At 54.6% G+C, this 15,301-nt stretch carries 15 protein-coding genes; 4 read left to right on the forward strand and 11 right to left on the reverse strand.

Going from position 1 to position 15,301, the window contains the following annotated elements; translation table 11 throughout:
• Window positions 1–57: 57 nt before the first annotated feature.
• The 8 genes from GTPT_RS15350 to rppH form a co-directional block, all read right to left on the reverse strand.
• Window positions 58–402, reverse strand: a complete 345-nt coding sequence (locus GTPT_RS15350; protein WP_025902645.1) for a prepilin-type N-terminal cleavage/methylation domain-containing protein — start codon at window positions 400–402, stop codon at window positions 58–60.
• Window positions 353–775, reverse strand: coding sequence for a DUF2509 family protein (locus GTPT_RS15355; protein ID WP_029989860.1), 423 nt, complete (start codon window positions 773–775; stop codon window positions 353–355). Before GTPT_RS15355 ends, GTPT_RS15350 begins: the two co-directional genes overlap by 50 nt.
• Window positions 772–1,338 (reverse strand): prepilin peptidase-dependent protein, encoded by a 567-nt coding sequence (locus GTPT_RS15360; protein ID WP_029989858.1) that lies wholly within the window; start codon window positions 1,336–1,338, stop codon window positions 772–774. Before GTPT_RS15360 ends, GTPT_RS15355 begins: the two co-directional genes overlap by 4 nt.
• A complete protein-coding gene (locus tag GTPT_RS15365) occupies window positions 1,335–1,820 on the reverse strand; it encodes a prepilin-type N-terminal cleavage/methylation domain-containing protein (protein WP_025902648.1) in 486 nt (161 codons plus the stop codon). Before GTPT_RS15365 ends, GTPT_RS15360 begins: the two co-directional genes overlap by 4 nt.
• Before the next feature lie 178 nt (window positions 1,821–1,998).
• On the reverse strand, window positions 1,999–2,793 hold the full coding sequence (gene thyA, locus GTPT_RS15370) for a thymidylate synthase (protein ID WP_025902649.1): 795 nt from the start codon (window positions 2,791–2,793) through the stop codon (window positions 1,999–2,001).
• Window positions 2,790–3,671, reverse strand: a complete 882-nt coding sequence (gene lgt, locus GTPT_RS15375) for a prolipoprotein diacylglyceryl transferase (RefSeq protein ID WP_025902650.1) — start codon at window positions 3,669–3,671, stop codon at window positions 2,790–2,792. The genes thyA and lgt overlap by 4 nt, the downstream gene beginning before the upstream one ends.
• A gap of 135 nt (window positions 3,672–3,806) precedes the next feature.
• Window positions 3,807–6,053, reverse strand: a complete 2,247-nt coding sequence (gene ptsP / locus GTPT_RS15380) for a phosphoenolpyruvate--protein phosphotransferase (protein ID WP_025902651.1) — start codon at window positions 6,051–6,053, stop codon at window positions 3,807–3,809.
• Window positions 6,054–6,065: 12 nt separating this feature from the next.
• A complete protein-coding gene (gene rppH / locus GTPT_RS15385) occupies window positions 6,066–6,593 on the reverse strand; it encodes an RNA pyrophosphohydrolase (protein WP_025902652.1) in 528 nt (175 codons plus the stop codon).
• A gap of 683 nt (window positions 6,594–7,276) precedes the next feature.
• Here rppH and mutH point away from each other — a divergent pair.
• From mutH to GTPT_RS15410, 4 genes are all read left to right on the forward strand, one after another.
• Window positions 7,277–7,963 (forward strand): DNA mismatch repair endonuclease MutH, encoded by a 687-nt coding sequence (mutH, locus tag GTPT_RS15390; protein ID WP_025902653.1) that lies wholly within the window; start codon window positions 7,277–7,279, stop codon window positions 7,961–7,963.
• Window positions 7,964–8,035: 72 nt separating this feature from the next.
• Window positions 8,036–8,746, forward strand: a complete 711-nt coding sequence (locus GTPT_RS15395; RefSeq protein ID WP_025902654.1) for a TerC family protein — start codon at window positions 8,036–8,038, stop codon at window positions 8,744–8,746.
• 181 nt (window positions 8,747–8,927) lie between these two features.
• Complete coding sequence (locus GTPT_RS15405; RefSeq protein ID WP_025902656.1) at window positions 8,928–9,152, forward strand: YgdI/YgdR family lipoprotein; 225 nt, start codon at window positions 8,928–8,930, stop codon at window positions 9,150–9,152.
• Window positions 9,153–9,270: 118 nt separating this feature from the next.
• A complete protein-coding gene (locus tag GTPT_RS15410; RefSeq protein ID WP_029989856.1) occupies window positions 9,271–10,311 on the forward strand; it encodes an NADP(H)-dependent aldo-keto reductase in 1,041 nt (346 codons plus the stop codon).
• Window positions 10,312–10,348: 37 nt separating this feature from the next.
• On the opposite strand, the gene lplT is transcribed toward GTPT_RS15410, so the two are convergent.
• The 3 genes from lplT to GTPT_RS15425 all read right to left on the reverse strand — a co-directional run bounded on the left by lplT (window position 10,349) and on the right by GTPT_RS15425 (window position 15,300).
• Entirely contained in the window at window positions 10,349–11,551 is a 1,203-nt protein-coding gene (gene lplT, locus GTPT_RS15415; protein ID WP_051170715.1) for a lysophospholipid transporter LplT, read from the reverse strand.
• Entirely contained in the window at window positions 11,544–13,709 is a 2,166-nt protein-coding gene (gene aas / locus GTPT_RS15420) for a bifunctional acyl-ACP--phospholipid O-acyltransferase/long-chain-fatty-acid--ACP ligase (protein WP_029989853.1), read from the reverse strand. The genes lplT and aas overlap by 8 nt, the downstream gene beginning before the upstream one ends.
• Window positions 13,710–13,866: 157 nt before the next feature.
• Window positions 13,867–15,300: an efflux transporter outer membrane subunit gene (locus GTPT_RS15425; protein ID WP_025902660.1), complete on the reverse strand. Its 1,434-nt coding sequence runs from the start codon at window positions 15,298–15,300 to the stop codon at window positions 13,867–13,869.
• Window position 15,301: the final 1 nt, after the last annotated feature.

Below are 15,301 nucleotides of genomic sequence, written 5' to 3' on the forward strand. Positions count from 1 at the left end.
CTCTGCCACGTCACTCTACCTGCTCATCTTCCGGTTGCAAGCCCCGCGGGACACTTATTACGGTAAGCGATCGCCAAAAGGCGGACAAAACAGTTGTTGCAGGGTGGCCTCCCGGCGAAGCGGCCCCTCTGTATGTACAGTCACCCGCAAACAGCCATTCGCGGCAGGCTGGCGACGGATATCACTACGCCAGCCCGCAGGGGTTTTCCCGGCCAGTACCTGAGCCGCGGCCCGCACGGCTTCGCGTTGTGCCCACTGCCGCTGATAACTGTTAACCAGTTGCTGATGATACTGGCTGAGCAATAACACACTGAGTGAGAGGATCAGTAAGGCAATAAGGCATTCTGCCAGGCTAAAGCCCCTGCCGGCATTCCCGTTCATCGGGTAACGGACAAAGGTCACTCCAGCCCGCGGGAATGGCCACGAGGGCCGAACGTTCCGCATCGTGTGGCTGAACCCATCGCCAGAGCAGGGTCTCGCCGTTTGCCGATTGCCCGCGTAATACTCCGCGTTCGCGTGTCTGCCATAACAGGCAGCTACGCCAGCCCTCTTCCGGAGACTGAAAGCATTGCCAGCCTTCACGGTCTGCCCATCGCTGCTGTAACCCCCAGGCCAGAGACGAAGAAGCCTGATAGAAATCCTGTAAATAGTGATATTCATCGATCCCTCCCGGCATCCCGGCCCGTAAAATCCGTTCACTGGCCTGCAGTAACAGACTCCCCGTCAGCAACAGTAAAACAACGATCAGCAGCGGTGAACTGCCCCGCTGTTTCACAGGTTTTCCGCCAGCACCCAGTGCTGTTGCGCCAGGGTCACTCCGGGGCCGGCGCTGGCGGTCAGTTCCACAGCCAGCCGTGAGGTCTCACGCAGAAAACGTAATCGCGTAATCTGCAGCGATGACGGATCATTCAGCCCTTCCCATCCGGCTCCGTCACAGCCTGTGACGCCCCGTTGGGTCTCCAGCCGTTTATCCCGCCAGCGAAAACCGTAACTGTCGTTTTTCAGGCTGCCGGAAACGTCTCCGGGAATATAGCGCCGCGACTGTAACTGCACTATCAGGCAGTGACCATCGGCACTCAGTATCACCGGCGGACGGGCGCAGGGCGGCCTTTCGCAGTATCCCGCGCGGCGGAAGTTTTTTTCCAGCATCAGTAACAGTTCATGGACTTCCTGTGCCAGCAGGGTTTGCTGTTGCAGTCGCCAGTTATTGCGGACCAGATGCGGAAAAAATCGCGCTGCCCCCAGAAAGATCCCACTGCTGATCAGCAGGGCCAGCAACATCTCACCCAGGGTAAACCCGTGACGTTTTCCGGGGGATACCCTCTCTTTCTCCATCATTCACATCCTCCTGCCTCCGGCAGACAGAGCCTGATCCTCGCCCGCGACGAAATAATCACCCGCGCGCGTCGGGCTGACGTACCAAACTCCAGGCTACCCGCCCGGGCAACATTACGACGCCCGTAGAAGCCTGGCTCCCCGACCACCCTCAGTAACTGTACCTGCGGATAAGGGGCCCGCCAGACAAAACGGGCCGTCTTAGGGCACCCGTTGCGCTCTGCCGGAGGGCGGGTGTCCACGCACCAGATATCGCCGCTAGGATAAATGGCCAGGGGCAGATTATGGTTGGTGCGGTTCGCATACTCGCGGACACCGGCAAGAAACAACTGCAATCCGGTGGCCGTTTCTGCAAGCTGTTGTTGCTCACGCCAGCCCTGCCAAACCAGGCTGCCGCCCCCCGCCAGCAACGCGATAATTAACAGGACCAGTGCCAGCTCCGGCAACGTGAATCCACAGGGTAAAAAGTGTGTGTCGTTTTTCATTCCCGCACTATGTGGCAGAAAACATCCCCGGTCGCCCGGCAATGTGACAGCGTCGGGACAGGTACGCAGGAAAGGACAAGCAGGCACAGAATTTCAGCGAGATTTGCGAGGAGAGGCAAAAAAAACGGCGGCAGTGCCAATGCACTACCGCCGTGATACGTTGACTACGCGGATGAACTCAGACGGCGACCGGAGCCTTAATCGCCGGATGAGGGTCATAACCTTCAATTTCGAAGTCATCGAAGGTGTAATCGAAAATAGAATCAGGCTTACGCTTAATTTTCAGCACCGGCAAAGGACGTGGATCCCGGGTCAGTTGCAGATGAGCCTGCTCAAGGTGATTGTTGTACAGGTGAGTATCCCCGCCGGTCCAGACAAAATCACCGACCTGCAAATCGCATTGCTGCGCAACCATATGCACCAGTAAGGCATAGCTGGCGATATTAAACGGCAGGCCGAGGAACACATCACACGAGCGCTGGTACAACTGACAGCTCAGACGCCCGTCAGCGACATAGAACTGGAAGAACGCATGACAAGGTGCCAGCGCCATTTTATCCAGTTCACCGACGTTCCATGCAGAAACAATAATACGCCGTGAATCCGGGTCCTGTTTCAGCTGACGGATAACCTCACTGATCTGGTCGATATGGCGACCGTCTGCCGAAGGCCAGCTACGCCACTGACGACCATAAACCGGCCCCAGATCCCCCTGTTCATCAGCCCACTCATCCCAGATAGTGACCTTATTCTCCTTCAGATAAGCAATGTTGGTTTCCCCTTTCAGGAACCAAAGCAACTCATGAATAATGGAGCGGATATGGCACTTTTTGGTCGTGACCAGCGGAAAGCCCTGCTGCAGATCAAAGCGCATCTGGTGACCGAATATCGACAACGTGCCGGTACCTGTACGGTCATCTTTTGATGCACCTTCGTTTAAGACTTTCTGCATCAGTTCCAGATACTGTTTCATTTTACTTCACCCGGTTGTTTCAGTGAGCCTCTACGGTAAGCCCAAATCATCATAATCACACCGGCCAGAATCATCGGAATCGACAGGATTTGTCCCATACTGATCACACCGTCAAACAGACCCAACTGGGCATCCGGTTGGCGGAAGAATTCAACAATGATACGGAAAGCGCCGTAACCAATCAGGAACAGACCTGACACACTTCCCAGCGGGCGCGGTTTGCGAATAAATACATTCAGGATGATAAACAGGATCACCCCTTCCAGCAGCAGTTCATAGAGCTGTGACGGATGACGCGGCAGAACACCGTAGGTGTTCAGTAATGACTGCCACTGCGGATGTGTAGCCACCAGCGCCAGATCCTCATCCCTGGACCCCGGGAATAACATCGCCCATGGGCAGTTAGGGTCGACGCGGCCCCATAATTCCCCATTGATAAAGTTACCCAGACGTCCGGCACCCAGCCCGAACGGGATCAGCGGTGCAATAAAGTCAGAGACCTGGAAAAAGTTGCGGCCGGTACGACGCGCAAACACCAGCATCACCACGATGACACCTATCAGGCCGCCGTGGAATGACATTCCGCCATCCCAGACTTTGAACAGATACAACGGATTTTGTAAAAACAGCGGCAGGTTATAAAACAGCACATAACCGATCCTTCCGCCCAGGAAGACCCCGAGGAACCCGGCATAGAGAAGATTCTCTACTTCATTGCGGGTCCAGCCACTGCCGGGTTTATCGGCACGGCGTCCGGCCAGCCACATAGCGAAAATAAAGCCGATCAAATACATCAATCCGTACCAGTGCAGCGATACCGGACCGATAGAAAAAATCACCGGGTCAAATTTTGGAAAAGCAAGATAGCCGTTAGTCATCTTTCACCATTATTCTTTCTATCTGAAAGCCTGTCACCGGAAAAGCCATTTTACCGGTGAAGACCGCGAAGAGTTGCGCATGATAGCACAGGCACCCGTGGGCCGGGGCGGCTAAATGTAAACGGGAATGAGCCGCTAACGTCCCCCGCGGATCAACCCTCCGAGCCCGCGCCGCTCCATAAAGACAGCCACCTGATAGCGGACTTCACTCGCGGTACTGGCTTGTAAAACCTGAGCGACCAGTTGTTCAGTCTCGTTACTATCCAGGTGACGCAGCAGGTATTTTACCCGCGGTACGTTTTTACCGTTCATACTTAAATGGCGGTAACCCATCCCGGTCAGAAGCGGAACACTCATCGGGTCACCGGCCATTTCACCACACACACTGACCGGCAGGTTGTGGCGTCGGGCCTCTAAGTTAATCTGATACATCGCCTTCAGAACCGACGGATGCAGAGGATCGTACAGGTTTGCTACCCGGGTATTATTCCGGTCGACCGCCAGCAAATACTGCGTCAGGTCGTTGGTACCGACCGAAATAAAATCAACCGTACGGGCCACCTGCGGTATCAGAAAAATCATCGACGGCACTTCTATCATGACACCGACCTGAGGACGCGGGATCTCGTAGCCCAGCATCTCCTCCACTTCATGTCCTGCCCGTTCAATCAGTTTGCGGGCCTCATCGATCTCATCAATGCTGGTGATCATCGGTAACAGGATTTTAAGGTTACCGGAGGCGGCATTAGCACGCAGCATCGCCCTGACCTGTACCAGAAAGATTTCCGGCTGGTCCAGGGTGAGACGTATTCCCCGCCAGCCCAGGCTGGGGTTTTCTTCACTGATGGGCATATACGGCAGTTGTTTATCGGCACCGATATCCAATGTCCGCAGGGTCACAGGCTTATTATTAAAGACCTGCAGCATGCCCTGATATTGCGCGACCTGCTCTTCTTCAGAAGGAAAGCCGCTCTGTAACATAAAGGGCACTTCCGTACGATACAGGCCGACACCATCGACGCGGTCGCCCATCGTCTGCTCAAGTTCGGCACTCAGCCCGGCATTCAGCAGGATAGTGACGGCTTCGCCGTGTTTCATTGTGCCCGGCTGCCCGGCGACAGTTTCGGCGGTTTCGCTGAGCGCATTCTCTTCGCGGATCAGACGCTGATATTCTTTAATCAGTATCGGTTCCGGGTCTATCAGTAATTCTCCCCGATAACCGTCAACAATCAGCAGATGTTTATGCAACTGTTCGGGACGGATATCCGCCCCCATCACCGCCGGGATCCCCATGGCACGGGTCAGGATAGCGGCATGAGAATTCGCCGCACCGTCGCGGACGACCACCCCGATCAAACGTTCCGGAGGGACTTCGGCCAACGCCGTCGCAGTCAGTTCATCCGCCACCAGCACAAAACGTTCCGGCCAGGCATTGGTGCCGTGCAGGCTGTCGTCAAGGTGGAACAGTAAACGCTGCCCGAGTTCACGAATGTCTCCGCTGCGTTCCCGCAGATACGCATCTTTCAGCTCAGCAAACTGCCCGGCATATCGCTCAATAACGATTTTAACGGCCCATTCGGCCACGGCTCCCTGATCTATCTCGCTGAGCAGATCTTTCTTCAGCCGGGGCTCACTCAGCAGGTGAGAGTAAAGGTCAAAAATGGCCGCACTCTCTTTCTGAACACTGCTGGAGAAGCGCTTACTGTAGCGACGGAATTCGTCGCCGGCTTCATTCATCGCGCGTAACAGACGTTCCCGTTCCTGCACGGTATCCAGCGTCGAGGCCTGGGTGACCTGTTCGAGGGTAGGCTGAATATGGTCAACCCAGCCCGGGGCAACCGCAACACCCGGTGAGGCGGCAATGGCGCGGATACGACTCTGACGGAATACCCCGAATAACTGCCCTATCTGCGACTGAGAAAGCAGTGTTCCGACCTGGGTCGCCAGGGTGACCAGAAAAGACTCTTCGGACTCGTCAAACGAGCGCAGTTCCCGCTGCTGCACCACCAGAACACCGAGCACCTGACGGCGGTTAATGATAGGCGCGCCAAGGAACGAGCGATAATGCTCTTCTTTTACCGAGGGGATAAATTTGAAGCTGGGATGGCTCTGAGCATCGGCCAGGTTAATGGGTTCGGCCAGGCGACCGACCAGTCCGACAATTCCTTCATCCAGAGCCAGAGTAATGGTGCGACCGCGCGGTTTTTTCAGACCGCGGGTTGCCATCAGGTAATAGCACTGACGCTCCTGATCCGCCAGGTAAACCGAACAGACTTCGGTATCCATCGCCTGACAGATCTCATTCACCAGTATTTCAAGTGCTTCATTGAGTCTGGAAGCACTGGCTACCTTTTCTACAATATCGCGTAACCGGGTGAGCATCAGCGCCATGCTCTATCCTCTTTTTCTTCGGCCGGGCTGTTGACTGCGTGGCAGTGAATTCTCTGTTGCAGACATCACCACTGTCGCAAACTCCTTCATTACACGACGATAAACATCACGTTTGAAAGAAACGACCTGTCTCACCGGGTACCAGAAACTTACCCAGCGCCAGCCATCAAATTCAGGGGTACTGCTTCCCTGGACATTAATGGCATTCTCATGGCATTGCAGTTGCAACAGAAACCATTTTTGTTTCTGGCCGATACATACCGGCCGGGTATCCCAACGCACCAAACGTTTTGGCAATTTGTAACGCAACCAGTTACGGGTTGAGGCGATAATCCGTACATCTTTACGATGTAACCCGACTTCTTCAAACAATTCCCGATACATCGCCTGTTCCGGAGTTTCTCCGGGATTGATGCCCCCCTGAGGAAACTGCCAGGAGTGTTGTCCGAAACGTCTGGCCCACAGAACCTGTCCTTGTCTGTTACAGATTACAATCCCAACATTCGGGCGGTAGCCATCATCATCGATCACCAGACTACCTCAAAGCTATCTTCAGATAGCCTGATTGTTTCATACTACTCACAGGCGGTAAACCATTGGCTGGCAGGGATTCAACAGAATAAATCAGGGATAACCCACAAAAAACCTTAGAGTTATAAACAGAGGACCATCAAAGAGTACAATTTTATGCACCTTTTCTGTGGATAGCTTTGTGCAGAACACGGGATTTCCCTGAATAATCACACTACCTCCGACAAATCCCTTTGCAAAGAAAACAAAAATAAAACCTTATATTTCATGAAATTAAACCATGAAACATGGGGTAAAAAGCAGGGTTTTACGGGGTGTGCCACAAATAACTTAACCAACCGAACAAAAAGTAACCATCGCTATTTTTATCCACAGATTATGGTGATATGTTACCCACCATCGCAAAAAAAATTGTACGGACCGCCAAAGTCAAGGCTGTAAATAGAACCAGTAGTCCGTACCAGATACAGTTATCCCATTTTTCTGTGGATAACTCTGCGTATAATCCTGTTTATTATCGATGAAAAACAGGTATAAGCCCGGCCCTCCATGCTCTGAGGTACCGTCTGCCCCATAAAAAAGTACGCAGAATCATGCTATTATTGGATTTACTCACTGCATTCAGGCGCGCGAATAAACCCGCCCTCCTGGCAGGTTATTTTTTAATCAAAAAGCGAGGGATTATGTCTGACTCCCCGGCACCTCTGGCCGCCCCGGAAAATGAACAGGTATTACTGCAGCGAGCCTATGCGCTCGCCGGACAAACCCTGGAGGAACTGGCTGCCGCATTCTCTCTGCCGGTGCCGGCCGATCTGCGCCGGGATAAGGGCTGGATAGGGACATTGATCGAATGGCATCTCGGCGCGACAGCGGGAAGTAAAGCGGAACAGGACTTTGCCCACCTGGGAATCGAACTAAAAACTATCCCTGTGGATAGCCGGGGCCAGCCACTGGAAACGACCTTTGTCTGTGTTGCACCGCTAACCGGTAATACCGGCGTCAGATGGCAGAACTGCCACCTGCGTCATAAGCTATCACGCGTGTTATGGGTACCTGTGGAAGGTGAACGCGCCCTTCCTCTGAAACAACGACGGATAGGGTCCCCTTTATTGTGGAGCCCTTCCCCGGAAGAGGAAGAACAGTTGCGCGCAGACTGGGAAGAACTGATGGAGATGATTGTACTGGGTGACGTGGATAAAATTACCGCCCGCCACGGTCAGTATCTGCAAATCCGTCCGAAAGCGGCTAACCGTAAAGCCCTCACGGAAGGCATTGGCGCGCAGGGCCAGCCTGTCATGACCCTGCCCCGCGGTTTTTATCTGAAGAAAACATTTACCGGCCCGCTACTGGCCCGTCATTTTCTGCTGTGAATTTTTTCTGTCCCCGATGGATCCTGAGCGGTTATACTCTCTGTTTAGATTTCGTTTAGGATTGATGTGAATATGTTTGAGTGGATTGCTGATCCCAATGCCTGGCTGGCGCTCGGGACACTGATAGTGCTGGAAGTGGTTCTGGGTATCGACAATATAATATTCCTGTCGCTGGTAGTGGCTAAATTACCGGAAAAACAACAGGATAAAGCCAGAAGGCTGGGGCTGATGGCGGCAATGCTGATGCGGCTGGCACTGCTGGCGTCTATCGCCTGGGTAGTGCGACTGACTCATCCGCTGTTTACCGCTTTTGGTCATGCTCTCTCTCTGCGGGATCTTATCCTGATGGCGGGCGGGCTGTTTCTTATCTGGAAATCGGCAAAAGAGATCCATGAAACTATCGAGGGCGGCGAAGAAGTGCACGAAAGTCGTGTGCATTCCTTTGCCGGAGCGATTATCCAGATCATGCTGCTCGACATCATCTTTAGCCTGGATTCTGTCATCACCGCCGTCGGATTGTCTGATCATCTGTTTATTATGATGGCTGCGGTCGTGGTTGCCGTGGTCATGATGATGTTTGCAGCAAAGGCTATCGGAGAATTTGTCGAGCGGCACCCGACGATAAAGATGCTGGCGCTGGCGTTTCTGATCCTGGTGGGCTTTACCCTGCTGCTGGAAAGTGTGTCGATACACGTGCCGAAAGGCTACATCTATTTCGCCATGTTTTTCTCGATGGGGGTGGAGTTGCTTAACCTGTTACGCACTAAGAAGAAATCACATTAATCCTCTTCCGGCGGAAAGTCTCCCTTTCCCGGACGCTTTCCGCCGGAGTCCCGTCTTATCCTTTCTTTTCGCGTTTTTTTGCGTGTTATCATCGGTTTCAGAACGCTCCTGTTTGTCTGCAGCAGATAAATCATTTATTACTATATCATCTAATAAACTGACAACAGCACAGAGGAGAGCCATGAACGGATTACGTATCATTGCAGCCGGCGGCATTATGCTTAGCGCAATACTACTTGGCGGCTGCAGCAGCCATTATGTAATGGCCACGAAAGATGGCCGTATGATTATGACCCACGGAAAACCGGAAATCGATAAAGATACAGGGCTCGTCCGGTATACCGACGAGTCCGGGGATCAGGTGCAGATCAACGGGGATGAAATTTCCGGCATTATCGAACGCTGATTTCAGCCTGCTGCTGTTCCGGCGGTAGTCGCGGGTACATTTTCCTTTCGCGCTATCCCTTCGCCGGTTATAGTCCGGGAAGGCCTTTTTTACCCGTAACCACAGAAGGAAGCCAGCAATGCACTATCACCGCATTCCCCATAGTTCGCTGGAAGTCAGTCAGCTGGGACTGGGTACCATGACCTTTGGCGAACAGAACAGTGAAGCCGATGCCCACGCGCAGCTCGATTTTGCCCTGAGCCAGGGAATTAACCTGATTGATACTGCCGAGATGTATCCCGTTCCGCCACGCCCGGAAACTCAGGGCCTGACGGAGAAATATATCGGCAGCTGGCTGAAAAAAACCGGTAACCGCGACAAAATTGTCCTGGCAAGCAAAGTGGCTGGCCCGATCCGTGGTAATGATGCGTCTATCCGGCCTGGCCAGGCACTGGACCGCAAAAATATCCGGGCCGCCCTGGATGCCAGCCTGCAACGACTGAATACCGATTACCTCGACCTCTACCAGTTACACTGGCCACAGCGACCGGCGAACTTTTTCGGGCGTCTGGGATATGAATATACCGACGAGAACGTGCCAGTCACCCTGCTGGAAACCCTGGAGGCTTTAACTGAGCAGGTCCGTGCCGGGAAGATCCGTTATATCGGTGTTTCTAACGAAACGGCATGGGGTGTCATGCGCTACCTGCAACTGGCAGAAAAGCATGACCTGCCACGTATCGTCACCATTCAGAACCCGTATAGTCTGCTGAATCGTAGTTTTGAAGTCGGTCTGGCAGAAATCAGCCAATATGAAGGGGTGGAGTTACTGGCATATTCGTCGCTGGCTTTTGGTACGCTGAGCGGAAAATACCTGAACGGCCGGCAACCTGCCGGGGCGAGAAATACTCTGTTCAGTCGTTTTACCCGATATTCCGGTGAGCAGTCTGCGCTGGCGATTGAAGCTTACGTGACTCTGGCACAGCGGCACGGGCTGGCCCCTTCACAGATGGCACTGGCGTTTGTCCGTCAGCAACCTTTTGTCGCCAGCACCCTGCTGGGAGCCACGACTCTCGAACAGCTGAAAACTAATATCGATAGTTTTAACCTCACATTGAGTGCAGAAGTCATCGCTGAGCTGGAGGCTATCCATCGGCGCTTTACCTACCCTGCCCCCTGACTTGCCTTTTCTGCACCGCCGGGCGGTGCAGAAAGCCTCAGGCACGGCGTGGTTTCAGCCACTGCCAGCCCCAGAGTACAGTGATCCCCAGCGCGAATAAGCTGCCAAAGGCAAAACCCAGTACCAGCGGAGGTGCGCCCAGTTTGACCGCCAGCGCATAGACTGTCAGCATCCCCAGCATGGCCACATTTTCACCCAGATTCTGCACTGCAATCGCATATCCGGCCCCGACAGACGCCCTGCCACGTACCTGCAACAGCGCATTCAGCGGCACGACAAATACCCCGCCACAGACACCGGCAATGATCAGCCAGAAACCGGCACTATAGAGGTGGTGCATCAGCGTAAAAATAATCACCACTCCGCCCAGTAAAATACCGGCCGGGAAGCAACGCCGGGTATTCTTCAGGGTAATCAGCTTGCCGGCCAGCAATGCCCCGCCGACAATACCTATCGCGACCAGCGCATTCAGCAGAGTCGGCGTCGTATTATCCGTGACCCCTAATGCCACCGGTACCCACAGCACCAGCAGGAAACGTAAAGTTACCCCGGCTCCCCAGAACAGGCTGGTACCGATCAGCGAGAACCGGGTTTCGTAGTCCTGCCAGAGGATGCGACAGGCTGCAATAAATTCCTGCAGCATGACCCGCAGATTCAGGGATTGCGCCGGTCGGGCTGCCGGCAGCCCCGGGATCATGGTATTCGCCAGCACCGCCAGTGCGTAGATCACTGCACACATCAGCAGGGCCGTGGAAACATGCCAGTCGGCCAGCATCCCTCCGGACAGAGACCCCAGCAGAATAGCGGCAATGGTTGAACTTTCCATTAATCCGTTACCCCGAATCAGGTCGTCCTCAGACACCAGCTCCCCCAGAATGCCATATTTCGCGGGGGAGTAGGCCGCAGCCCCCATTCCCACCAGCCCGTAGCCGATAAAAGGGTTAAAGTTAATGCCAATCAGCACAGCACCGATAAATTTCAGGCCGTTAGCGACCATCATCACCCGCCCTTTGGGAAAACTATCCGCAAACTGTCCGACAAAAGGTGCCAGCAGAATGTATGCCACCACGAAAACCATCTGTAATACAGGTTGCGTCCAGTCCGGATAGGCATATTTTTTCATCAATGCCAGAGTGGCAAATAACAGCGCGTTATCGCCGAAAGCCGAAAAAAACTGTGCGATCAGGACAGGCCGCAGCCCCTCTCTGCCGGCCGGCGGCGCTATAATGATATTACCCATGATCCCTTACCACTGTGGACTCTGTTGTCGCCATCGTTTTAAGCTGCTGATAATCCGGTTTGCCACTGCCCAGCAGGGGCATCTGTGACAGCCAGCGAATATCACGCGGCACACTCAGTTCGCTATAGCCCAGCTCACGGCTGGCCTGTAACAGCGTGTCACGCGTCAGCATGTTATCCGTAGTAAACAGCACCAGTGCCTCGCCGCGCGTTGCATCGGGTCTGGCGACAGAGGCATGCTGATGTTCCGCCGACACCTTCAGGGCCAGGGTCTCCGGGATCTCCAGAGAGACCATTTCTCCCGCCAGTTTGGCAAAACGTTTCACCCTGCCCTGAATACGGCAGAAGCCGTCGCTATCAAAACTGACCAGGTCGCCGGTGTCATACCAGCCGGATTCCATGACGCCTTCACCGTTATCGGCGGAAGGCGGTTCAATCACCCCGGGGGCCGTCGCCCGCAGGTAGCCTTTCATCAGGTTAGGTCCCCGCACCTGGAGCCGTCCCCCGTCTTCAATGCCGGGCACCGCGAGCAGCCGAAAGTCCATCGCCGGAAGAATACGACCGACCGTATTAAAGCGGGCCGCCATCGGCACGTTAATCGACAATACCGGCGCGCATTCTGTCGCGCCGTAACCTTCCAGGATGCGTAAACCAAACTTTTCCAGATAGAGATCGCGGGTGGATGCCGGTAGCCGGTCAGCACCGGCGACCACATAACGAATACGCGCAAAATCATAAGGGTCAGCAAAACGGGCATACTGCGCCAGGAAAGCCGGGGTACCGAATAACACGTTGCAGTTCCGGTCGTAGACCAGCTCGGGAATAATGCGGTAATGCAAAGGGCTGGGGTAAAGTAAGGCCTCTGCACCGGTAAAAAGTGGTGTAAACAGGCCGACTGTCAGACCAAAGGCATGGAACAGCGGCAATGAAGACATGAAACGGTCGCCCGGCCGGAAATCGGCCACTGTGCGGATTTGTTCAACGTTAGCCAGCAAACTCTTATGGCTGTGCACGACACCTTTCGGATCTCCCTCTGACCCGGAAGTAAACAGGATCACCGCTGCATCTTCGGGGGACTGCGGGGCCTGCGCCCGTTCCGGTTGCAGCAGATGACGGAGGATCCACAACTTATCGCGGAACGTCAGTGCCCCTTTCAGATCTTCCAGATAAACCCAGCTCACCCCCTCCAGCCCTTCGGTCAGGTGCCAGAGTTTGCCTTTATCGAGGAACTGTCGTGAGGTAAAAATGGTGGTGATTTTTGCTGCATCGACCGCCACCTGCAATCCGCGCACTCCGGCAGAGTAGTTCAGCATGGCAGGAACTCGGCCCCGCAAAATCGCCCCGAAAATCACCGCCGGGGTAATGGACGTATTGGGCAGTAACAGTCCGGGTGTCTGCGCGGGCGGGCAGTATTTATCGAGTAGCCGGGCCACGCCAAGCATCTTTTTCAGCAGTTTCCGGTAACTGTCAGGCGGGGATAACACATCCGAGATACAGGTACGTCCCGGTCCGTATCGCCGGGCGGCACTAAGAAATGCCTCAAACAGCGTCTGCCGCGGGCGGGCCGCCATCCGGGCTTCCATCATAATGTGATGCAGATGTTCACCGGCCTGAGCGCGACGCTGACGGGCGGCAGGTGCTGCAGGCATCGGTATACGGGTGCCGGGCAGAATATGCAGGTCAATCTGCGGGAAGGGGCGACGCGGAATTTCACCGCTCTGACGGGCAAACCAGCTGTATTCTGCCCCTTCGATACGTATCGGCACAACGGTAGCACCGGTTTTGGCGGCCAGAAAGCCGGCTCCGCTGTAAATTTTCATCAGTGAACCGGTGATACTGATGCGCCCTTCAGGGAAAACCACCACCGGGCGTCCCTGATTGATCAGACGAATAAGCTGCTTCACAGAGACCGGTTTTAACGGGTCCAGCGGGACAACCTCGACCAGCGCCCGCACAATTTTCATATACCAGCAGTCAGAAAGGCCCGACCAGACTGCAAAGACCGGTTTAACCGGTAAGAACAGGCTCAGTAATATGCCATCAAGAAAAGAGGTATGGTTAGGAGTAATCAGTAATTTGTCATGCTGAAAGGGTGACAAATCGCCGTGCACCCGCACCCGCCAGAAAAGACGGCAGAGTCCACGCAACAGACTAAACATCCACTCTCCTTAATATTCAAACAGTCGTACCCAGATTAAACACGTTTGTGTCGCAGGACACAATTAATCAGCACAAAATGTCGCTATTTTTTTTACTCCGGTCACAGTCCGATGGTTTTCTGACCGGAGCAAAAAAGAGAAGAGTGAAGAAGGGAAATTACTGGCTGTTGCCGGCCGGGGCATCCGGTAATTCAGAGGTGCTCCAGCCCCCGCCGAGGGCAGCAATCAGTGCCACACTGGTCGCCCATTGGGTGCTCTGTAGCCCCAGTAAACTCTGGCGGGCACTGAGGCTGCTGTTTTCGGTGGTCGCCACGTCAAGGTAGTCAATCATCCCGGCATTATACTGATTGCGGGTCACTCTGGCAGACTCAGCCGCCGCATCACTGGCAGCTTTCTGAGCCGCAATTTCGTCGTTCAGGGTATTCAGCTCGACCAGGTTATTTTCCACATCCTGTATCGCCGTCAGTACGGTCTGGCGATAGGTGGCCACACTGGCATCATAAGAGGCACGGGCCTGTTCAACTTTCGCTGAGGTCGCCCCGAAGTCCAGTACCGTCCCGCTCAGTTCCGGTCCCAGCGACCAGACCCGTTCAGGCAGCGAGAACAGATTATGCAATACGCTGGACGTAAAGCCGCCGCTGGCAGACAACGTCAGGTCCGGATAATAACCGGCAATCGCCACCCCGACCGCTGCGTTAGCCGCGGCCACATTACGCTCAGCATAGGCGATATCCGGACGTCGTTGTAACAGGCTCCCCGGCAGACTGACCGGGATGGCCGGTAATGTCGCGGTAAACGGGGCCGCCGGCAGCGAGAACTGCGACGGTGTTTTACCGATCAGCAAGGCAATCGCATGTTCCAGCTGCGCACGCTGCCACTGATAATCCAGCGCCGTTGAACGGGTACTGGCCAGCTGCATCTGTGCCTGTGCCAGCGTACCGCGATCCTCAGTGCCCGCCAGGTATTTATTATTAATCACCCGCAGGTAGCCTTCATACGCGGCAATACTCTGCTTATAGAGGGCAATCCTTTCATCCATAATCCGCAACTGGAAATAATCCTGTGCCAGTTCAGACTGTGCGCTGAGCGTGGCATTGGCAAGCTCCGCCGCACTCGCCGAGGCATTGGCCCGGTCTTCTTCCCGCTGGCGACGCAGACTGCCCCAGAGATCCACTTCCCAGCTGGCGGTCAGCCGTGCGGAATGACTGTCAGCAATACTCTGCACCGGGGAACTGCCATTCGTATGACTGGCCGCGCGCGTCGAGCTGCCATCGACACTCAGCGATGGGAACAGCGCCGCTTTCGATGCTGCGGACAGTGCGCGGGCTTCACGATACTGTGCGGCATACATGGCGATATTCTGGTTGGAAATCGCCACCTGCGGCATCAACTGATTCAGCACCGGGTCGTTAAAACTCCGCCACCACTCCCCTTTCGGTTCGGCATCCTGTGGCGTTGCCTGCTGCCAGCCTTTGGCTTCTTTAAAATGTATCGGCACATCTGCCGACGGACGATGATAGTCCGGGCCGACCATACAGCCACTGAGCAGCAATACCAGGCAGATCGGGGTAAGTTTTTTTACTGTTTTCATC

It is taken from the genome of Tatumella ptyseos ATCC 33301 (assembly GCF_000735525.1).
Taxonomy (GTDB): Bacteria; Pseudomonadota; Gammaproteobacteria; order Enterobacterales; family Enterobacteriaceae; genus Tatumella; species Tatumella ptyseos.

What these genes read in the sequence shown, in the direction of transcription:
- thyA (WP_025902649.1), bottom strand. Translation starts at nt 2,793, where the DNA reads ATGAAACAGTATCTGGAACTGATGCAGAAAGTCTTAAACGAAGGTGCA.
- mutH (WP_025902653.1), top strand. Translation starts at nt 7,277, where the DNA reads ATGTCTGACTCCCCGGCACCTCTGGCCGCCCCGGAAAATGAACAGGTA.
- GTPT_RS15360 (WP_029989858.1), bottom strand. Translation starts at nt 1,338, where the DNA reads ATGATGGAGAAAGAGAGGGTATCCCCCGGAAAACGTCACGGGTTTACC.
- GTPT_RS15395 (WP_025902654.1), top strand. Translation starts at nt 8,036, where the DNA reads ATGTTTGAGTGGATTGCTGATCCCAATGCCTGGCTGGCGCTCGGGACA.
- GTPT_RS15425 (WP_025902660.1), bottom strand. Translation starts at nt 15,300, where the DNA reads ATGAAAACAGTAAAAAAACTTACCCCGATCTGCCTGGTATTGCTGCTC.
- GTPT_RS15365 (WP_025902648.1), bottom strand. Translation starts at nt 1,820, where the DNA reads ATGAAAAACGACACACACTTTTTACCCTGTGGATTCACGTTGCCGGAG.
- GTPT_RS15405 (WP_025902656.1), top strand. Translation starts at nt 8,928, where the DNA reads ATGAACGGATTACGTATCATTGCAGCCGGCGGCATTATGCTTAGCGCA.
- aas (WP_029989853.1), bottom strand. Translation starts at nt 13,709, where the DNA reads ATGTTTAGTCTGTTGCGTGGACTCTGCCGTCTTTTCTGGCGGGTGCGG.
- lplT (WP_051170715.1), bottom strand. Translation starts at nt 11,551, where the DNA reads ATGGGTAATATCATTATAGCGCCGCCGGCCGGCAGAGAGGGGCTGCGG.
- ptsP (WP_025902651.1), bottom strand. Translation starts at nt 6,053, where the DNA reads ATGCTCACCCGGTTACGCGATATTGTAGAAAAGGTAGCCAGTGCTTCC.
- GTPT_RS15410 (WP_029989856.1), top strand. Translation starts at nt 9,271, where the DNA reads ATGCACTATCACCGCATTCCCCATAGTTCGCTGGAAGTCAGTCAGCTG.
- lgt (WP_025902650.1), bottom strand. Translation starts at nt 3,671, where the DNA reads ATGACTAACGGCTATCTTGCTTTTCCAAAATTTGACCCGGTGATTTTT.